The sequence below is a fragment of the Nonomuraea sp. NPDC050786 genome (genome assembly GCF_040654115.1).
Classification (GTDB): Bacteria; Actinomycetota; Actinomycetes; order Streptosporangiales; family Streptosporangiaceae; genus Nonomuraea.
Genome location: NZ_JBFAHJ010000025.1, coordinates 147,904 through 166,940 on the forward strand (window position 1 = coordinate 147,904; position 19,037 = coordinate 166,940).

The following is a 19,037-nucleotide window of genomic DNA, read 5'->3' on the forward strand; positions in this document are numbered from 1 at the left end:
GGCCCCCAGGGACTCGCGAAGGGCTGTCTCCGTGACGAGAGTTTCGCTGATCGTGCCGTGCTACAACGCGAGCAGGACCTTGCGTCTGTGCCTGGAGTCCGTGCTGTCCCAGACCCGGCTGCCCGACGAGATCGTCGTGGTGGACGACGCCAGCGACGACGGCTCCCCGGCCATCGCCGAGGAGCTCGGCTGCCGCGTCGTACGGCTGCCCGCCAACCGCGGCGTCTCGGCGGCCAGGAACGCCGGGGTGGAGAGCACCACCGGCGACGTGATCTTCTTCCTCGACAGCGACGTGGCGTTACGGCCGGACGCGGTCGCCAACGCCGTGCGGCTGCTGGAGGAGGATCCCGCTCTCGGCTGCGTGCACGGCGTCTACGACACCGAGCCGCTCATCGACGACGGCCCCGTCGAGCACTACCGCCTGCTCCACCAGGTTCACTGGCGGCGCAGGCACCTCGGCGAGGTCAACAGCGTCGTGTTCGCGCTGGCCGCGATCCGCCGCGCGGTGTGGCTGGAGGCGGGCCGGCTCGACGAGGGCCTGCGTGACAGCGAGGACGTCGAGTACAGCAGCCGCCTGGCCGTGCGCACCCGGATCCTGCTGACCGACGCCGTGATGGGCCGCCACGACGAGGGCCACCGGTTCCTGCCGGTCCTCGCCGAGCAGTGGCGGCGCGCCCTGCCGCTGATCCCGCTCGCGCTGGCCACGGCCAGGCGCTGCGCCGCCAAGCCGGAGAACGCCAACAGCCGGGCCGGCATCCTCGCCTGCGCGCTCGCGCTGGCCTGCCTGCCGCTGGCGCTGCTGCATCCGGTGCTGCTCCTGGTGCCGGTGGCGCTGGTCGGGTGGTTCGTCGTGGCGGACCCCGAGCTGCTGCGGTTCGTGCACCGGCAGCGCGGGACGGCCTTCACGGCCTATTTCATGGCCGTCCACCTGGCGGTCCACGTGGTGCTCGTGACGGGCCTGGCGGTGGGCTCCCTGCGCGTGCTCAGGAGAGCCCCCGCCTGACGGCGCTGCTCACAGTTCCCGCGAGTCGGCGTCGCGTGCCGGGACGTCCGCGACGACGGCCCTGATCCACGACGCCACCACCCGCCCGAGCAGCGAACGAGGCGCCATGGCGCCGGCCGTGCCCTGCCCGGCCGAGATGAGCGTCACCGTCCGGGTGACCTGCCCCGCGACCAGACAGGTCGTGGTCGCGGCGCCGAGGACGACCCACAGGTCGTATCCCTGGGGGAGCAGCATGAGCACGAACGTCACGTACGTCACCAGGACGCCCACGAAAACGACCACCCAGGCAGCGCGCTGCTCCCTGAGGGGGCGGCCACCGGACGGCTGCGCGGCCCGGCGAGGGGCACGCCCGCGGCTCCTGGCGGAAGGTGCGGTCGACGTCGCCATGAGCGACCTCCTTGATTCTTGTCGACTCCAGGTGGGAGCGCCGATCGCGGAATGGCCGCTTTCAAGGCGCCGGCTTACGACGAACCCCGTCTTACAACGCCTGGGCAAACAGGGATGTGAGAGTTCCTCGTGGACAGCAGCATGGCACGATCGATCGCGCTCCGCGCGGGCCGGAATGGCGCTCGCGGGGAGAAATGACGGAGAGGTCTCCCGTTTGCCCGGGAGACCTCTCCGTTTTCACCTGGTCCCGGCGCCCCTCCTGGAGTCAGCAGACAGTCGCGCCGGAATCATGGAGGAAAAAGAATGGCCACTCATATCGAGGGCCTTCTCTCCTCCGCTTGCGGCCGAATCTCCTGGTCGCAAGGTCGAACACGGTGATTGTACATGTGCCCGTCAGGCCGCAAATCTCCTGCTCCAGGGCGATAGGACAATACGGATGAGACCCCGCAAAGTGCGCGAAACGGAATCCGAGCCTCCCAGCCGCCCCAACCTGACCCCAGAGCGCCGACGAATGTTATTCATCGCCGCCCGTACGGAACTATTCGAATATCCCGCAGCCTGCCGAAGTTTGATTTCGGAATATGCGGCGAGTTTCCCGTCGGCCGGGGCGCGGAGTGCGCAGGTAAAACTTCACCACGAACAAACGCGGGCGTGTCGCACATGGCCCGATCACTCTCCGCATTCCATCGATGACCTAACGTTATCGAAATGGCGGTGAATTCACCGGGCGGTCGTCTTCGCGGCCCGCTGGTACACCTCCGCCGTCTCGGCGGCGGCGCGCGACCAGCTGAGACTCTCCCTGACGAACCGCTCGCCCCGCTCGGCCAGTTCGCGGCGGAGCGCCGCGTCGGTCATGACCGCGATCACGCCGCGTGCGATGTCGGCGGGCTCACCCGCCCGCACGAAGTACGCGGCGGGCGCGTCCGGGTCGGAGCCGAGGAAGAGCCGCGAGAAGCCGTCACCCAAAACCGCCGCCCGCCCCATCGCCATCGCCTCGGTCGCCACCAGCCCGAACGGCTCGAACAATGACGGGAACACGCACGCGTCGGCCAGCTCGTAGTGCTCCAGCAGCTCACGTCCCTGAACGAACCTGCCGGAGGCCAGCACCCGCCCCCGCAGCCCGGTCGAGGCGACGATCCGCTCCACGCCCGCCACGTCGCCCTCGCCGACGATCAGCAGCCGCAGCCCCGGCACCGCCTCCACCACCGCCCGCATCGCCTCGAGCAGCTGGTAGACGCCCTTCTGCCGCTCGATCCTGCCCACGAACAGCAGCACGGGGTCCCCTTCCGGCAGCCCCAGCCGCTCGCGCAGGGCCCGCGCCCCGGCACGCAGCGTGTCCCGTCCGTACGACGGCAGCACCGCCTCGAACGTCCCGCCCAGCGGCACGACGTCGATGGGCGTCCGGTCCCACCCCGCGGCCCTGAGCTGGTCGCCCACCTCCGGCGTGGCCACCACCACGCGGCGGGAGATCCTGGCCAGCCGGCGCTCCAGGGCGGCGAACACGTTGAGCGGGTCGGTGATGCTGCGCTGCGGCGCGACGCCGTACTCGGTGGTGTGCACGTGGAAGACCACCGGCAGCCGCAGCACGTAGTGGCAGAGCAGGCCCGACAGGAAGTTCGTGGAGTCGTGCACGGCCACCAGGTCGGGCCGCTCGCGGCGGCGGCACAGCCGCAGGAAGTAACGCCAGTTGCTCACCACCACCTGCAGGGCGAGCAGCAGGAACTCCGCGCGCCTGGTGCGGTTGAGGCGCCTCCCGCCGGTGAGGGCCGTCCGCGGCCGGTACACGCGGATGCCGCCGACGGTCTCGTCCACCGGCTGACGCCCGTCGTTCAGCGTGTAGACCGTCAGCTCGTGCTCGCGGGCCAGGTACGGCGTGATCAGCTCGACGTACCTGCCCAGGCCGGCGGTGATGTTCGGCGGGAACTGGTTGACGACGTAGGCGATCTTCATGTCGGGCTCCGGTAGACACGGGCGGCCGCGGCCGCCACCACGGCCAGCAGGACGAGGTTGGCCAGCGCGAAACCCGCCAGCCCGCCGGCCAGGCCCTGCCAGCGGATGCAGGCGGCCAGCGCGACCAGCGCGGGCGGGGTCCCGGCCGCCAGGCAGCCGATGAGCACCTTCGCCCCGCGCACCCCGTCCATGGACAGGGCGACGGAGTACAGGTTGAACGCCGTGTGCGCGCCGATCCCCAGCGCCGACAGCGCCATCAGGCCGAGCGAGTACGGGTAGTCGCCGCTCATCAGCAGGAAGAACACCGTGCTCGCGGCGAACGCGAACACCGCCGTGACCCCGGCCACGGCCGGGACCAGCCGGGCGATCCGCCGCATCAGCAGCGGCTTGTCCGAGGTGGCCATCGCGGGCAGCAGCACCAGCCCGATCCCGTCGGTGAACACCACGCCGAGCAGCCGCTTCGGGAAGCCGTTGTAGACCGAGTACACGCCCACGTCGGCCGGGTCCGCCCAGTGGTTCAGGAAGATGACGTCGATCCCGAACAGCACACCGGTGAGCGCGGCGATGACCGTCACGTACATGCCGTGCCGGTACAGCGCCCGCGCCAGCCGGGCCGACCACAGCCGCGGCCGCACCCGCACCGCCGCCAGCGCCGCCAGGGCGAACGCCACGTTCGTGGCGATCAGCGCCACCAGGTACGGCTCCGCCTCCCTGACGCCCAGCACCAGCAGGCAGTACGACGCGGAGCCCAGGTAGGCGATGGCGACGGCCAGCTTGAGCCCCGCCACGAACGCGAACCGCTTCAGCCCGCGCAGGAAGCTCTCGGTGAGCTGGTTCACCGTCATCGACGCCGCCAGCGCCAGGCCGAAGCCGAGCGTGCGGGTGTCCACGTTCAGCGCCGCCGTCAGCAGCGGCGCCGCCAGCATGCCCAGCACGGCCAGCCCGGCGGTCACCGCGAGCGTGGCCAGCAGCGCCGTGGCCACCAGCTCGGGCCGCCGCTCCGGATCCGCCCTGGGCAGCTCCTGCAGCATCACGTAGTGCAGGCTCGTCAGCATGCCGACGGTGACGATCAGCGCGATCGACAGCACCACCGTGAACTGGCCGAACGCGCTCGCCCCCGCCCCCCGGGCGATCACCAGCGTGGTCGCCGCCGCCGTGCCGCTGGCCACCGTGCTCACCAGCGTCGGCCCGGCCGCCTTCCGCAGCCCGGCCGCGCGGGTCTTCAGGACCTGCACCGCTGGTACGCCTGCCGGGCGAACTCCAGGTCCTCCGCGGTGTTGATGCCGCGCGCCTCGTCCGGGTCGGTCACGGGCACCACGGTCACCGGCAGGCCCTCGGCCCGCGACAGGTGCGGCAGGAACGGCAGGAAGTTCACCTCGCCGGTGGCCGCGCCCTGCGCCGCCCGCGCCGCGTACCGCTCCCATGCCGCCCGCAGCCCCTCGGTGGCCAGGCAGAACACGCCGACGTCGCTGAGCCCGCCCGGCCGGCACTCGTCGCCCTCGCGGGACTGCCGCACGCGTACCAGCTCGCCGCCGGACAGCTCGTACTCCACGTACGGCTCGGCCATCGGCACCAGCGGCAGGGTCAGCCCCTTGCCCGGGTGGGCGGCGACGACCTCGCGCACGGTGGCGGGGGACAGGTTCGCCTGGTCGCCCCAGACCACCAGGATCGTCTCGTACGCCGCCCAGTGCCCCGCGGCCCCGAAGATCGCGTCTCCCATGCCGGTGGGCCGCTCCTGCACGCTCACCGACACCGCGCCCGCGTCGATCTCCGCGGCGGCGAGCTCGCGGAACGGGCCCTCGCCGTCGGGGGAGACGACGACGTGGACGTGCTCGGTCCACGGCCGCAGCCGCTCCAGCAGCAGGTGCCACACGGTGACGCCCTCGGCGACCTCGATCATGATCTTCGGGATGCCCTGGCCCAGCCTGGTGCCACGCCCGGCGGCCGGTATCACCGCGCAAATACTCACGTCATCTCCAACAGGGACACGATCTCGTCCAGCCCGCGCACCGCGACCGCGCCGGGGGCGGGCTCGGTGGTGTGAACCTGCAGCGTCGCCAGCCCGGCGCCGACGGCGGAGGCCACCCCGTGGGGGGAGTCCTCCAGCACGACGGCCTCGGCGGGATCGACCTGCCAGCGGCGGCAGGCCAGGCGGTAGAACTCGGGGTCCGGCTTGCTCACCGGCACGTCGTCGGCGGTGAGCACGTCACGGAAGCACGCACCCAGGGCCGAGCCCTTCAGCACCCGCTCCACCGACCCGCGGCTGCCACTGGTGACCAGGTACGCCACTCTGCCGGCGCCGCCCAGCAGGTCGAGCAGCCGGCGCGCCCCGGCGAACGGCACGACCCGGCCTTCCTCGACGAACCGCCGGTACAGCTCCTGCTTGCGCCGCACCAGCCGCCCGGCCACCTCGTGCCCCCCGGTCAGCAGCGCGGCCACCTCGGCGGTGCTCGCGCCGGCGTGGTCGGCGTAGCGGAACGTCGGGAGCGCGGCCGGGACGAGCTCGGCGATCGCCTGACGGAACGCGGCCTCGTGCGCGGGGAACGAATCCACGAGCGTCCCGTCAAGATCGCACAACCACACCCGCCTTCCGGCGACCACCCTTGCCGGCACCCCGCCCACGCCCCCGCCTTCGCGGCGCCTGCCCGCAGCGCTCACGCCGCCGCCTCCTGCGCCGCTGTGCGGCGGGCTCGTGCCGACTCCTGCTGGGCCGCTGGGCGCCGGGCGCGTGCTGACGCCTCCTGGGTCGTCGCTTGGAGGGCGCGTGCTGTCGCCTCCTCGGTCGCCCCTGGCCGAGCTCGTGCTGGCGCCTCCTGGGTCGTCGCTCGCGGGGCGGGTGCTGACGCCTCCTGGGTCGTCGCTCGCGGGGCGGGTGCTGGCGCCTTCTCGACCGCCCCTGGCCGGGCTTGTGCCGATGGCGCCTTTCTCGGCGCCGGTGGCCGTGCTTGCGCCGGTGGCCGTGCTCGCGTCGGCGGCCGTGCTCGCGTCGGCGGCGCGTTCTCGGGTGGCGGGCGCGGTGGCGGGCGCGATGTTCGCCGAAGGGGCGTCCGCTCGGGCGGTGGCCGCGGTGGCCGCGGTGGCCGCGGTGCCGGTCGGCGCGTTCGCGTGGGGAGCGCCGCCCGCCGTGGCGGCCCGAGCGGGATCCGTGAACCCGGTCATCCGGCCCGTGCCAGGGAGATCTCGCCGAGCACGGCCTGGAGCGCGTCGGCGGTGCGCGGGCCGCTGTGCGTGCCGGGACGGTCGGCGTCCTCCAGGTCCGCGCTGATCCAGCGCGCCCCCGCCCAGCACCCGCGCTCGACGACCGCGCACGGCACCGCAAGCCCGCCGGAAGCGCTGTGATGGCTGAGGACGTGCGTGATCGTCCGCCGCTCGTTGCCCGGGTCGCCCAGGTACGCCAGCGTGCGGTCCACCAGATCGGTGGCCGTCAGCCCCTGGATGTCGTGGTCGCCCCCGATGTTGACCACGAACACCTTGGCCGCGGCCCGGCTCTCCGCGATCGCCTCGGCCACGCCCGGTGTCAGGTAGCTGGGCAGCAGCGACGAGTGCGGCGTGCCGGGGCCGTACACGATGAGGTCGCCGTCCCGGAGCGCCCCCAGCGCCTCGGGACTGGGCGTGACGCGGGCCGCGCGCCGGGCCAGCAGCTCCCGCACCCGCTCCGGAGGCCGCCCCGCCAGCTCGGCGCGGGCGGCGGCCGTCAGCGGCTCCCGTAGCAGGAACAGCCCCGTGATGGCCGTCGCGTCCTGCGGCGCGACGATGTCCGCCTCGTCGGCCAGCAGCCGCCCGTTCTCCTTGAGCGCGACCAGGAACGCGTTCTCGCCGGCCGTCACGTTGAGCAGCCTCGCCGGAGACCCGAACGTCTGCGCGCACGTCCGTACCGCCGCGTTGAAGTCCTCGCCCAGCCGCAGGTACGCCCCGGCGAACACGAGGTTGCCGAGCGCGCAGTCGGCCAGGTCCAGCCCGTCCGGCTCGGCGCGGAGCCGCCCGGCGAAGACCCGCAGTTCGCGCGTGATCCGGTAGTCCAGCGGCCCGTCGATCAGCCGCTCCAGGTCCGCGGCCGTGGTGCCCGGCGCGAGCCGGCGTTCGAGCAGCTCCCGGCGGGGGTCGCCGCGGTCGAGGTGGAGCAGGAGGTTCTTGCGGAAGTCGGACGGGCCGAGCATGCCCGGCAGGTAGCGGCGCAGCGCGCCGGTGGACAGCCCGTTGTCGTACCCGTTGATCAGCAGGGACAGCTCCAGCCCCGGCCGGCACAGCAGGGCGCGCGCGATCCCGGCCGCGCCCCGCCCGCCGCTGAACATGGAGACCCTCACCGGACCTCCTCGTCCGGCACCGGGACGCGGAGCACGCCGCGGCGCAGCAGCCAGTGGCGCAGCCCGAGGTAGCCCACGAACAGCGCCCGGTCGCGCGCTCCCCGCCAGAACCGCCAGCCCCGGCTGCCGCCACCCCGCGCGCGATGCTCGATCGGCACCTCCACCCAGGTGTGCCCCAGCTCGGCGACGCGGGCCGTGATCTCGGTCGAGCAGTTCATCCCGGCCGACTCCAGCGGCAGAGCGCGGAACAACGGCCCGTACACCACCTTGAAGATCGAGTTGAAGTCGCGGTAGTGGGTGCGGTGCAGCCGGTTGCTGACCGCGCCGCTGGCCGCCGAGCCCCACCGGTACGGCAGGCTGTCGGCCTTCCTGATCCGGGCGCCCGAGAACGCGAGCCCCGCACCGGCCTGGATGCGCCCGATGAACCGGTCCAGGTTGGCGATCGGGAACTGCCCATCGGAGTCCAGCAGCACGACCCAGTCCATCCGGGTACGCGCGATCGCGGCGGCGATGGCGGCCCCCGCGCCGCGGTTGCGCCCGAACGTGACGACGACGAGCCCCGGGCAGTCCTCCCGCAGCTCCTCCAGGATCTTCCCGGTCGCGTCGGCGCTGCCGTCGTCGCACACGACGATCTCCCAAGCGCCGATGGCCGGGTGGCGCTCCAGGTACTGCCGCCATTCCGTCACCGCGGCCGCGATGTTCTCCGCCTCGTTGTACGCGGGCGCCGCCACCGAGATGTCGATCAGGGGCGGCGCGGCAGGCGCGTTCGGCAATGGTCACCTCCTCCGAGTGGCGTCCGCGCCGGCTCCCGTCAGGCGCGCGATCCAGCGGTCAAGGGGAAGCAGGTTGATTCCCACGATGAAGGGGACATGGGCGAGCGCGAACCAGATCGCCGCGCCGAACGAGATCGGCCCGCCGGTGAACAGGTTGATGTGCGGGGCGTCGATGAGCTTGGGGATCTCCACCGGGTTGACCACCTGCCACATCACGTCCAGGAAGCCCGAGAAGACGATCAGCACCCCGGTGGCCATGATCTTCAGGCAGCGGCCCGGGGAGCCGCCGCCGATCCGGTACGCGGCGGCGACCGTGAGCACGATCGCCGGATACAGCAGCAGGTAGAGGTGGGTGTAGAAGCTGTCGCCGTGCGCCCGCGCGCCGTCCCCGTAGTAGAACCAGCTGATCCTCGGGATCAGGTAGCCGGTGAAGAAGACGAACGGGACGTACAGCAGCCAGCTCAGGCGTGGCGACACCCACGGGAAGAACGCGATCGCGCAGCACAGGAAGGCGAAGGCGATCAGCTTGGCCACGAGCTGCCAGGCGGCGTCGATCTCGCGGGCGTGCGGGGTGGCCAGCCAGACGAAGGCGAAGCCGGCCGCGCCGACGGCCAGGGCGATCCACCAGATGTGCGCGGCCCATGGGCGCCGGGCGTCGAGAAGGGGGTCGGGATGGTTCACAGCCGGTCCTCGTGGAGGGGCGTCATGAGGGAAGACGCTCGCGGGAGCGCTCCCAAACGCAGTATGGCAGCTGTTCCCATGGTGCTGAGCTAAATAACAAATATCGGACCTACCGGAATTGTCTGGCCCATTGACTAACCGTAGTGCGGTGGCAAAAGACCAGGTCAACGGCGTCATTTCGAGAGACGTGAAAATCTGGAACGTTGTAGTGACGGACCGGTAGGGAGCGCTCTGCCTGGGATGTCAAGACCCCTGCCCGGCGCGCCTGCGGCGGCTTGCGGAGGCACCTTAATTGAACAAGTGGTCCAACGACCGGAAATATCCGCACCTCAGACGGCTGTCGAGCGACTGGGAGCGCTCCCGCGAGCTTTCACATCCGAGGCCCGAAAACCAAATTTCGGGATCGCCGCAACCAACCGCTCCGGGCGGCTCAGCTCGGACCGAGGCTCCAGACGCGCAGCGCGCGGTCGTCGCCCGTGCCGGCGAGCACCGGGCGGCCGTCCTGCTCCGCGAGCGCCAGCGTGCGGATCGCCCCGCCGCGACCGGGACCGAGCACGCCGATGACGTCGCCGTCGCGGAGGTCCCAGACGCGGACGATGACGTCGCCGTTCCAGGGAGCGTGGGCGACGGCCGCGAAGGGCACGTCTGCCACGCGCCCCGCGACGAGGGCCGCGGCGCCCCGGTCGTCCGGGCTCTGGTCGCTGAACGTCCACTTCTTCCTGCGCTTGCCCGTCGCCAGGTCGTACACGCGCAGGGTCGCGTCCAGGTGGGTCGAGACGAGGACGGCCTTGCCGTCGACCTCGCCGCAGGCCAGCAGCTCGATCCCGCCGATCTCCCCGGTGTGGAAGGAGTGCGTCATCTTCCCGTCCGACAGCCGCCACACCCGGACGCGCTGGCGGCCGTCACCCGTGACGAGCACGTCGTCCTCGCCCAGCCGCCCGAAGGCCAGCCCTCTGACGCCCTGGAAGTGGTCGTTGATCGCGGGGCCGATCTGCTTTCCGGTGGAGATGTCCCAGAGCCGTACGACGCTGTGGAGGTCCTTCATGTCGTCGTACTTCTGCGACACCGCCACCGCCGCGCCCGCCGCGACGGTGACGGCGATGACGGGGTCGCTCACCTTGTGCGAGGCGAGGCTCTCGCCCGCCAGGCTCCACAGCCGCATCCGGCCGTCGAGGTGCCCTGAGGCGACCACCGGCGTACCGCCGACGCTGCCGGCGGCCACCCACGCCGTCGAACCCCCGCCGTCCCCGAGCCTGGTCGGCGCCTGGCCGAGGTCCCAGGCGGACACCGCCCCCTTGGCCGTCCCGCACACGACGGTGCCCCCTGTGGCGGCCAGCACCTTGGGGGCGCCGTCCGCTGCGGGGAGGGGTACGGATTCAGCGAGCTGCGTACCGAAAGGCTGCGCGGACGCGGCAGGAGTGGGCGACGCGGCCGTAGGGGACCCGGCGGTGGCGGTCTGGCCCCCGCCGGTCGGATGGGTGGTGCTCCGGTCGATCGGGGAGGGGAGGTCGTCGCGCGGCCGGAAGACAGTGAAGGCGGACACCGCGAGAGCGGCCGCGGCGGCGGCAGCGGCCCCGCCGATCATGGCCCGCCGGCTGACCGGCCGGCCCTGCCCGGGCGCCGTGTCCGCATCGGCCACCGACCCGTTTCCGGCAGGGAATCCCGTCCAGGCGGACAGCGGCGGCCGTCCCGCCGGAGCGGGCGCGTCGCCTGGAAGGGGCCTCGCGGCACGCGGAGGCGGAGGCCCGGCGTGCGCGCTTCCGGCGGGCGGAGGCCCAGCGTATGCGCTTCCGGCGGGTGGAGGCCCGGCGTGCGAGCTCCCGGCGGGCGGAGACAGGGCGTGTGCGCTCCCGGCGGGCGGAGGCTTCGGCGGTTGCATCGTTCCCACAGGCGGCGAACCCGCCGGCCCCGCTCCAGCCGCTCCTGCGGATGGCGGGCCGGGCACCGGCGCCGCACCCGGCGGAGCGGCCGGTGCCGGTCGGGACGAGCCGATGGGCGGGATGCCCGTGACGGGGTGCGCTGAGCCGTGCCCCGGCAGAACGCCGGCGTTGTGGCCCGGGAGGGCGCCGGCGCCCGGGCCCGCCTGCCGGATGAGTCGCTGCAGCAGCTCAGCCGGGCTCGGCCGGACCGCGGCGTCCTTGGACAGGCAGGTCTCGATGATGGGCAGCAGGTGCGGCGGCACCCCGGAAAGGTCCGGGACGCCGCTCAGCACGCTGTTCACCACGGCCGCCACCGTGTCCCCCGCGAAGGGCGTGCGCCCCGTGGCGGCGAACACCATCGTCCCCGCCCAGCTGAACACGTCCGAGGCGGGCCCCACCCGCTCGCCCCTGAACTGCTCGGGCGACATGTACGCCGGCGTCCCCACAGGCGCGGACGTGCCGGTCGTGGCGTCGAGCGCCTTGGCGATCCCGAAGTCGATGACGATCGGCCCGTCCGGGCCCATCAGCACGTTCCCCGGCTTGAAGTCCCGGTGGACGATACCGGCCTGGTGGATGGCCACCAGCGCGGTCAGGGTGGAGATGGCCAGCCGGTCCAGCGCCCCGCCCACCCGGCGCCCGAAGGTCCGGACCACGGCCTGCAGCGTGTCGCCCGGCACGTACTCGCTGACGATGTACGGCCGGTCGTCCACCGTCCCGACGTCCAGGATCGCGGCCGTGCAGAACGCGGCCACCCGCCGCGCCGCCTCCACCTCCCGCAGGAAGCCCTTGGTGGCGTCGTCGTCGTGGCTGAGGTGGCCGTGCAGCACCTTGATCGCCACGTCGCGGTCTCCGACGCCCCGGTAGACGACCCCCTGGCCGCCGGAGCCGAGCACGCCGACGAGCCGGTACGAGCCGATCCGCTCGGGATCGCCCGGCCGGAGCGGGCGCATGTCCGGCATCCCGCTCCTTCCACGGATCACATCGGGCGATCACACAATAAGGCCCGTACGTCCGGTTTTACGACAGCTTCTCGAAGAAGAACTCGTGCTTCAGGAACGACGTGTCGTATTCGTGTCCGGGATACGGCGGGATGAGCTGAGACGCCTGGAACAGCCGCCATCCGTCCCGCAGCGCCTCCACCCCCGTCTCGTACGGCGGCTCGTCGCCGTCGCCCGCCGTCGGGTCGGTACGCCCGGTGCCGTCGTAGCGCGACCAGCCCACCACGGGAGCGTCGAGCGCGGAGGTGGCCAGGTAGAGAACGAGCACCTGCTGCTTCATGCGACCCTCCCGGGGCGGTTGTTCACGCGCGTGTTCCAGTACTCGACATCGAACGAGGCATCGCCCGTCATGGCCCGCCACAACCGCACCCGGTTGTGCACCTCCAGCCGCCCGGTCGCGTGCTCGTACCAGGGGAAACGCCGATCGAGCTCGACCGTGACGGCGGGGTCGTCCAGGTCGGAGACGTCCCAGAGCCGCACCTGCGGCACGGTGGGGTTGAAGCGGATCTTGAACATGTAGCGCCGCACGTCGCTGTCGTTGCGCCGCCCGCCGTGCCAGATGCCGTGGTGGAGCAGCATCACGGTCCCGGCCGGGCAGGTCAGCCGGGTCTGGCCGCGCAGGTTCTGGTAGCGGCCGGTGTCGCTCTCGTTGATCCGGCGCAGGTGGCTGCCCGGCACCACCAGCGTGCCGCCCATGTCCGCGCTCACCTCGCGCGGGTAGTACATGAGCTGCACGTCGAACGCGTCCATGCGGGTGTCGATGATGGCGTCGGCGTGCAGCGGCTGCGCGTGGCCCTCGCGCGGCTCGCGTACGTGCACGGCGTGGTGGTCGACGGTCGGGTCGGGGCCGACGAGCGAGCGCAGGGCGCCCGCGACGGCGGGCAGCTCGATCAGCCGCCGGGCGAACGACCCCTCGGGGAAGGCCTTGGCGACCGGGGTTCCGTAGGGCGAGCGGGGGATGCCCGCCTCGAGCACGTCGATCGCCTGGTCGTTGAGCTCGTCCGGGACGACCCCGTCGAGCCGCAGGTAACCGGCGGCCACGAATCCGGCGACCTGTACGGACGTCAGCAAAGTGGTTCGCATGCCTCGAAGTTAGAACCGGACATCAGCCATGTCGTGGGTTGTAATCATCAACTACTGGTTCATTTTCCTTCGCTGGTGTAGACAGAGCTCTGTGCGGCAGGTGGAGATCGCGCTCTCCGAGCCGCCCGCGGTGGCGGGGGCCGGGGTGAGCGTGCACGGTGTGGTCAGCCCGCACGACGTGTTCCGGCTGCCCGACCTCTGGCAGCTCCATCTGTACGGGTACGCCGCCGAACTGGTGCTCGAAGGCACCACGCACGCGATCAAGCCCGGCCACGTGAGCCTGATCCCGCCCGGCGCGGAGGTGCACTACCACTACCAGGGCAGGTCCGAGCACCTGTACGCGCACTTCAGGCTGCCCGGCGCGGACGAGCGGCGGGTCGTCGCGGTCATGCGGGACGCCGGGGACCAGGCGCCGCTCATCGCCGCCTCGCTGCGGCAGGCCATCGCGGCCGTCCCCGACACCAGGGCGCGGGCCTCGGCGGAGGTGTGGACGGTGCTGTGGCGGGTGGCGAACCTGCCCGTGGCCGGCAGCGCGCACGCCGTCGTGGCGGCCGCCATGGAGCACATCGACGCGGACCTCGCCGCGCCGCTGACCGTCCCCGGCATCGCCCGCGCGGCCGGGGTGTCGCACAACCACCTCACCCGGTTGTTCCGCGCCCAGACGGGACTGACCGTGGTGGCCTACATCCGCCGCAGGAGGATGTCCCGCGCGCTGCATCTGCTGCGCGACTCGACCCTCGCGATCCCCGCGATAGCGGCCGCGGTGGGGATCCCGGACCTGCAGGCGTTCAACAAGGTGTGCCGCCGCGAGCTGGGCGCCTCGCCCCGGGCCCTGCGCGCGGGCAGGCCCGGCTCCCGACCTCCAGCGTCCGGCCCGTCCTGAGCCTCCGGCAGGCCGGGAAGTCCCGTCGCGACCGGCGACGCGCGGTACGAAAGCCGGGAAGCCCCGTCGCGATCGGCCGACGCGAGGTACGCAAGTGACCGCCGTGACGTGAGAGCAGGCCGCCGGACCGGGTAGGTTGGCCGACCATGGAGGAACGCCAGGACATCCCGCCCCGACCCGCCCGCACGACCCGCGCCGTGGGCGCGGTGGCGCTCGCGGCCCTCCTCGGCGCGGCCGCCTGCGGCGCGCCGGCCCAGCCGTCGGGAGCGGCCCGGCAGCCCCTGGCGGCCTCGACCCCGCCCGCGTCCACACCCACCGCCACGCCGGGCACCCAGCAGGCGAGTGAGACGCTCCCCGCCCCCGACGAGCCGATCCCCCAGGACGCCGCCCGCCTGGCCGCCGCGCTGAAGCGGAACAGCGCCGCGCTCGACGCCGCCATCGACGCCTGGCCCAAGACCGGCAAGGCCCCTCGCGATGTCGAGCTCCTGGCCCTGCACGAGCAGCGCCTCTACCGCTACGCCGCCCGCCACCCCAAGCTCGCCTCCCAGGCCTTCGCCCGCCTGCCGGCCGCCCTGGCCGCCGAGGCCAAGGACAACACGGCCGCCATCCGAGAGCTGCTCGCCCTGGCCCACCCCATCAAGCCGTCGGCCACGTTCAAGGTGCAGGAGCCGCGGCCCGCCGCCGAGCTGCTCGGCTACTTCAAGAAGGCCGAGCGCCGGTTCGGCGTGGAGTGGGAGGTGCTGGCGGCGGTGATGTTCGCGGAGACGAAGTTCGGCCGGGTGCGTTCCAACAGCTATGTCGGCGCCCAGGGCCCCATGCAGTTCATGCCCGGGACCTGGAAGGCGTACGGCATGGGCGGCGACGTGCGGGATCCGCGCGACGCCGTCATGGGCGCCGCCAACTACCTGCGCGCGTCGGGCGCCCCGCGCGACTACCGCCGGGCGCTGCACGCGTACAACCCGTCCCAGGCGTACGTGAACGCGATCCTCCTGCACGCCCGCCAGATGAAGCGGGACCCGCGCAACTACTATGCGTACTTCAACTGGCAGGTGTTCGTGATCACCACGGCCGGCGAGCGCCGCCTCACCGGCCCGTGACCCGCCCGGACGCTACGACAGCGCGCGGGCGGCGTGGATCAGCGGCACGTGGCTGAACGCCTGCGGGAAGTTGCCGACCAGGCGGCCGTAGCGGGGGTCGTACTCCTCGGACAGCAGCCCCACGTCGTTGCGTAGCGCCAGCAGCCGCTCGAACAGGTCCTTGGCCTCCTCCTTGCGGCCCTGCATCGCCATCACCTCGACCAGCCAGAAACTGCACGCGAGGAAGGCCCCCTCCCCGCCCGTCAGGCCGTCCACGTCGTTGTCGGCCGCCATCGGGTAGCGCAGCACGAACCCGTCCGACATGAGCTCCTTCTCGATGGCCGCGACGGTCCCCGCCATCCGGGGGTCGTCGACCGGCAGGAAACCGACGACGGGCATCATCAGCAGCGCCGCGTCCAGCTCGGACGACCCGTACGACTGGGTGAAGGTGTTGCGCCGCGCGTCGAACCCCTTCGCGCAGATCTCGTCGTGAATGGTGTCCCGCAGCGTCCGCCACTGCTCCACCGGCCCGGTCCGCCCGAACCGCTCGACGTACTTGACCGCCCGGTCCATCGCCGCCCAGCACATCACCTTGGAGTGCACGAAGTGCCGGCGCGGCCCGCGCACCTCCCACAGCCCCTCGTCCGGCTCGTCCCAGTGCTCGGCCACGTAGTCGAGGAGTTGCCGCTGGATGGTCCACGCCCGGTCGTCGGCGGACAGGCCGCGGGTGCGCGAGACGTAGAGGCAGTTCATCACCTCCCCGTACACGTCGAGCTGGAGCTGCCTGACCGCCTCGTTGCCGATCCGCACCGGCCGGGAGTCCTCGTAGCCGTCGAGCCAGTCCAGGTGGAGCTCCGGCAGGCGGCGCTCGCCCGCGACCCCGTACATGATCTGCAGGTCCTGGGGGCGCCCGGCGATGGTCCGCAGCAGCCACGAGCGCCAGTCAGCGGCCTCCTCCAGGTAGCCGGAGCTGATCAGCGCGTCGAGCGTCATGGTGGCGTCCCGCAGCCAGCAGAACCGGTAGTCCCAGTTGCGCACCCCGCCCAGGTCCTCGGGCAGGGACGTGGTGGGCGCGGCGACGATGCCGCCGGTCGGGGAGTAGGTCAGGCCCTTCAGCGTGATCAGCGACCGGACCACGGCCTCGCGGTACGGCCCCTCGTACGTGCATCGGCTCACCCACTCCGACCACATGGCCTCGCTCTCGGCGAGTTGCGTGTCGGCGTCGATCTGCGTCGGCATGGGCTCGTGCGATGGGTGCCACGTGAAGACGAAGGACACCCGCTCGCCCTCCTTCACCGTGAAGGTGGCCCGGTGCGCGTAGTCGCCGCCCTTCAGCGGCACGGGGGAGTGCAGCCACACCGAGTCGGGCCCGCCGACGGCCTGCAGGTGGCCGTTGCTGCGGCGCACCCACGGCACGATCCGGCCGTAGTCGAAGCGCACCCTGAGCTGCGTGGAGACCTCCACGCTCCCGGAGACGCCCTCGACGATGCGCACGACGTCGGGGTTGCGGTCGCGCGGCGGCATGAAGTCGACCACGCGGACCGTGCCGGTCGGCGTGTCCCACTCGCTCTCCAGGATGAGCGTGTCGGGACGGTAACGGCGCCGCGTGGCGGGGCGCCGGCCCGTGGGCCCGAGCCACCAGTGGCCGTTGCGCTCGCTGCCGAGCAGCGCCGCGAAGCACGACGGCGAGTCGAACCTGGGCAGGCAGAGCCAGTCGATGGATCCGTCTCTGCCGACCAGCGCCGCGGACTGCATGTCTCCGATCAGGGCGTAATCCTCGATCCGCATGCCTTGACGTTACTCGCGCATGGGTGATCCCGTGACCGGGGCCGATCATGTCGCGTCATGTCCGTCCCGGCCACGGGGTCACGTCAAGGGGAACCAGCGGGTGAACAGCTGGGTCAGCGGGCCGATGGCCAGCGCGAACACCAGGGTTCCCACGCCCACGGTGCCGCCGAGCAGCCACCCGGCGGCCAGGACGGTGACCTCGATGAGGAAGCGTGCCAGCCGCACCGACAGGCCGAGCCGCACCAGCCCGGTCATGATGCCGTCACGCGGGCCCGGCCCCATCCCGGCGCCGATGTACAGCACCGTGGCCAGGGCGATGGAGACCACGCCGAGCACCACGTACAGGCCCTGCAGCGCGAGGTGCGACGGCGTGGGCAGCAGGAAGATCGCGGCGTCCGCGAACAGGCCCAGGAAGAGGACGTTGCTGACGGTGCCCAGCCCGGGCCGCTGCTTCAGCGGGATCCACAGCAGCATCACCAGCGCGCCGATCCCGATGATGACGGTCCCGATGGACAGCCCGGTCCGGACACCCAGGCCCTGGTGGAACACGTCCCACGGGTCGTTCCCCAGCCCGGACTCCACCTGGAGGCCGATGCCGGCGCCGTACAGCGCGAGCCCGCCGTACAACCGGACGAGACGGGCGGGGAGGGGGCTGATCCTGGGGACGGTCGTTTCGCTCATAGTGGCCCCACAGTGGCATCCCGCTGACTTGCCAAAACAGGGCCAATCCTGAAAAGTGGCCTCATTATGCGGCATTTGTCGGCGGCCCAGGTGGCGCGGCTCGTCCAGATCGACCCGGCGGCGCGGCCGTACTACCGCGCGCTCGCCGACGGCGTGCGCGCCCGCATCATGGACGGCCAGATCCCGGTACGCGTACGCATGCCCGCCGAACGCCACCTGGCCGAGACCCTCAAGGTCAGCCGCACCACCGTCACCTCGGCCTACGACCTGCTGCGCGAGCGCGGCTACCTGGAGAGCCGCCAGGGCTCAGGCAGCTGGACGGCCCTGCCCGACCCGGCCACCACGGCGGACAACCCGTGGCTCGGCACCGACGGCGACGGCCTCATCGAGATCCAGAGCGCCGCCCCGCCCGCACCGACCATCCTGCGGGAGGTGATGCTGGAGGCGGTGGAGGACGTGCCCAGGTACGGCATGGGCAACGGCTACGACCCCAGGGGCCTGCCGGTCCTGCGGGAGCGCATCGCCGCCCGCTACACCGCCAGGGGCCTGGCCACCAGGCCGGAGCAGATCCTCGTCACGACCGGCTCCCAGCACGCCATCCAGCTCGTGCTCGGCCTGCTCGTCGGCGCGGGAGACCCGGTGCTCGTGGAGTCGCCGACCTACCCGCACGCCGTCGACGTGGCCCGCCAGCGCGGCGCCAGGATCGTCCCCGTGGGCATCTCGCACGAGGGCTGGCAGGCCGACCTGGTGTCCGGGGCCATGCGCCAGTCGGGGGCGCGGCTCGCGTACCTCATGCCCGACTTCCAGAACCCGACGGGCGCCCTCATGGACGACGCCACCCGCGCCGCCGTCGTGGGCGCGGCCCGGCGCGCCGGCACGGTGCTGCTCGTGGACGAGACGTGGATGGAGCTGGCGCTGGACGAGGTGCCGCGCACGTCGCCGACGGCGGCCTTCGATACCGACAGCCGCGTGATCAGCGTCGGCTCGGCCTCCAAGCTGTGGTGGGGCGGGTTGCGCATCGGCTGGGTACGCACCACGGCGGCCCTCGCGCGCCGGCTGGCCATGTTCCGCGCCGCCGTGGACATCGCCAGCCCGGTGCTGGAGCAGCTCGTGGTGGCGCGGCTGTTCGACCGGCTGGAGGAGACCCGCGCCGAGCGCCGCCGCACCCTGCGCGCCTCACGCGACGCGCTGGTGTCGGGCCTGCGCGAGCAGCTGCCCGAGTGGACGTTCACGGTGCCGCGCGGCGGAGGCACCCTGTGGGTGCGCCTGGACGGCCTCGGCGCCACCCCGCTCGCGGAGGCGGCGGCCCATCACGGGGTACGACTCGCACCCGGCCCGTGGTTCGGCCTGGAGGGCACCCTGGAGAACTACCTCCGGCTGCCCTACACCCAGCCGCCCCAGGTGCTCGCCGACGTGGTCACCCGCATCCGCGCCGCCCGCGACCACGGCCCCACCGGCGTCCCGCACCCGTCGGAGGCGCTCATCGCGATGGTGTGAGGGGGCTGTCCGCC

At 72.5% G+C, this 19,037-nt stretch carries 17 protein-coding genes; 4 read left to right on the top strand and 13 right to left on the bottom strand.

Going from position 1 to position 19,037, the window contains the following annotated elements:
• Nucleotides 1-31 precede the first annotated feature (31 nt).
• Complete coding sequence (locus tag AB0H84_RS36475) at nt 32-1,003, top strand: glycosyltransferase family 2 protein (protein WP_357614820.1); 972 nt, start codon at nt 32-34, stop codon at nt 1,001-1,003.
• 9 nt (nt 1,004-1,012) lie between these two features.
• Here the strand turns inward: AB0H84_RS36475 and AB0H84_RS36480 are convergent, their stop codons facing one another.
• From AB0H84_RS36480 to AB0H84_RS36530, 11 genes are all read right to left on the bottom strand, one after another.
• Complete coding sequence (locus AB0H84_RS36480) at nt 1,013-1,390, bottom strand: hypothetical protein (protein WP_357614822.1); 378 nt, start codon at nt 1,388-1,390, stop codon at nt 1,013-1,015.
• Between the two features lie 720 nt (nt 1,391-2,110).
• The gene (locus AB0H84_RS36485; protein ID WP_357614825.1) at nt 2,111-3,340 is read right to left on the bottom strand and encodes a glycosyltransferase family 4 protein; all 1,230 of its coding nucleotides are present in this window, start codon (nt 3,338-3,340) and stop codon (nt 2,111-2,113) included.
• A complete protein-coding gene (locus AB0H84_RS36490; protein WP_357614828.1) occupies nt 3,337-4,575 on the bottom strand; it encodes a hypothetical protein in 1,239 nt (412 codons plus the stop codon). Before AB0H84_RS36490 ends, AB0H84_RS36485 begins: the two co-directional genes overlap by 4 nt.
• A complete protein-coding gene (locus tag AB0H84_RS36495) occupies nt 4,563-5,309 on the bottom strand; it encodes an NTP transferase domain-containing protein (RefSeq protein WP_357614831.1) in 747 nt (248 codons plus the stop codon). The genes AB0H84_RS36490 and AB0H84_RS36495 overlap by 13 nt, the downstream gene beginning before the upstream one ends.
• Complete coding sequence (locus AB0H84_RS36500; protein WP_357614833.1) at nt 5,306-6,499, bottom strand: HAD family phosphatase; 1,194 nt, start codon at nt 6,497-6,499, stop codon at nt 5,306-5,308. The genes AB0H84_RS36495 and AB0H84_RS36500 overlap by 4 nt, the downstream gene beginning before the upstream one ends.
• Entirely contained in the window at nt 6,496-7,644 is a 1,149-nt protein-coding gene (locus tag AB0H84_RS36505; RefSeq protein ID WP_357614836.1) for a 2-phospho-L-lactate transferase CofD family protein, read from the bottom strand. Before AB0H84_RS36505 ends, AB0H84_RS36500 begins: the two co-directional genes overlap by 4 nt.
• Nucleotides 7,641-8,417, bottom strand: coding sequence for a glycosyltransferase family 2 protein (locus AB0H84_RS36510; protein WP_357614839.1), 777 nt, complete (start codon nt 8,415-8,417; stop codon nt 7,641-7,643). The genes AB0H84_RS36505 and AB0H84_RS36510 overlap by 4 nt, the downstream gene beginning before the upstream one ends.
• A gap of 3 nt (nt 8,418-8,420) precedes the next feature.
• Entirely contained in the window at nt 8,421-9,098 is a 678-nt protein-coding gene (locus tag AB0H84_RS36515; protein ID WP_357614842.1) for a hypothetical protein, read from the bottom strand.
• Between the two features lie 430 nt (nt 9,099-9,528).
• Nucleotides 9,529-11,976 (bottom strand): protein kinase, encoded by a 2,448-nt coding sequence (locus tag AB0H84_RS36520; protein WP_357614844.1) that lies wholly within the window; start codon nt 11,974-11,976, stop codon nt 9,529-9,531.
• 58 nt (nt 11,977-12,034) lie between these two features.
• Nucleotides 12,035-12,295 (bottom strand): hypothetical protein, encoded by a 261-nt coding sequence (locus AB0H84_RS36525; RefSeq protein ID WP_357614847.1) that lies wholly within the window; start codon nt 12,293-12,295, stop codon nt 12,035-12,037.
• The gene (locus AB0H84_RS36530) at nt 12,292-13,098 is read right to left on the bottom strand and encodes a phytanoyl-CoA dioxygenase family protein (RefSeq protein ID WP_357614850.1); all 807 of its coding nucleotides are present in this window, start codon (nt 13,096-13,098) and stop codon (nt 12,292-12,294) included. The genes AB0H84_RS36525 and AB0H84_RS36530 overlap by 4 nt, the downstream gene beginning before the upstream one ends.
• Before the next feature lie 91 nt (nt 13,099-13,189).
• On the opposite strand from AB0H84_RS36530, the gene AB0H84_RS36535 reads away from it, so the two are divergent.
• Both AB0H84_RS36535 and AB0H84_RS36540 read left to right on the top strand, forming a co-directional pair.
• A complete protein-coding gene (locus AB0H84_RS36535; RefSeq protein ID WP_357614853.1) occupies nt 13,190-13,981 on the top strand; it encodes a helix-turn-helix transcriptional regulator in 792 nt (263 codons plus the stop codon).
• A gap of 146 nt (nt 13,982-14,127) precedes the next feature.
• Complete coding sequence (locus tag AB0H84_RS36540) at nt 14,128-15,078, top strand: lytic transglycosylase domain-containing protein (protein ID WP_357614856.1); 951 nt, start codon at nt 14,128-14,130, stop codon at nt 15,076-15,078.
• A gap of 12 nt (nt 15,079-15,090) precedes the next feature.
• Here AB0H84_RS36540 and AB0H84_RS36545 read toward each other — a convergent pair whose 3' ends face one another.
• Both AB0H84_RS36545 and AB0H84_RS36550 read right to left on the bottom strand, forming a co-directional pair.
• Nucleotides 15,091-16,845: a glycoside hydrolase family 15 protein gene (locus AB0H84_RS36545; protein WP_357614859.1), complete on the bottom strand. Its 1,755-nt coding sequence runs from the start codon at nt 16,843-16,845 to the stop codon at nt 15,091-15,093.
• Between the two features lie 78 nt (nt 16,846-16,923).
• Entirely contained in the window at nt 16,924-17,526 is a 603-nt protein-coding gene (locus AB0H84_RS36550; protein ID WP_357614862.1) for a hypothetical protein, read from the bottom strand.
• A gap of 66 nt (nt 17,527-17,592) precedes the next feature.
• Here AB0H84_RS36550 and AB0H84_RS36555 point away from each other — a divergent pair, with 66 nt between their 5' ends.
• Complete coding sequence (locus AB0H84_RS36555) at nt 17,593-19,023, top strand: PLP-dependent aminotransferase family protein (RefSeq protein ID WP_357614866.1); 1,431 nt, start codon at nt 17,593-17,595, stop codon at nt 19,021-19,023.
• The last annotated feature ends 14 nt before the right edge of the window (nt 19,024-19,037 follow it).

Excerpts from the sequence above, each read along its gene's own strand:
- AB0H84_RS36480 (WP_357614822.1), bottom strand. The coding sequence starts at position 1,390 with ATGGCGACGTCGACCGCACCTTCCGCCAGGAGCCGCGGGCGTGCCCCT.
- AB0H84_RS36485 (WP_357614825.1), bottom strand. The coding sequence starts at position 3,340 with ATGAAGATCGCCTACGTCGTCAACCAGTTCCCGCCGAACATCACCGCC.
- AB0H84_RS36500 (WP_357614833.1), bottom strand. The coding sequence starts at position 6,499 with ATGACCGGGTTCACGGATCCCGCTCGGGCCGCCACGGCGGGCGGCGCT.
- AB0H84_RS36520 (WP_357614844.1), bottom strand. The coding sequence starts at position 11,976 with ATGCCGGACATGCGCCCGCTCCGGCCGGGCGATCCCGAGCGGATCGGC.
- AB0H84_RS36525 (WP_357614847.1), bottom strand. The coding sequence starts at position 12,295 with ATGAAGCAGCAGGTGCTCGTTCTCTACCTGGCCACCTCCGCGCTCGAC.
- AB0H84_RS36530 (WP_357614850.1), bottom strand. The coding sequence starts at position 13,098 with ATGCGAACCACTTTGCTGACGTCCGTACAGGTCGCCGGATTCGTGGCC.
- AB0H84_RS36540 (WP_357614856.1), top strand. The coding sequence starts at position 14,128 with ATGGAGGAACGCCAGGACATCCCGCCCCGACCCGCCCGCACGACCCGC.
- AB0H84_RS36545 (WP_357614859.1), bottom strand. The coding sequence starts at position 16,845 with ATGCGGATCGAGGATTACGCCCTGATCGGAGACATGCAGTCCGCGGCG.
- AB0H84_RS36550 (WP_357614862.1), bottom strand. The coding sequence starts at position 17,526 with ATGAGCGAAACGACCGTCCCCAGGATCAGCCCCCTCCCCGCCCGTCTC.
- AB0H84_RS36555 (WP_357614866.1), top strand. The coding sequence starts at position 17,593 with ATGCGGCATTTGTCGGCGGCCCAGGTGGCGCGGCTCGTCCAGATCGAC.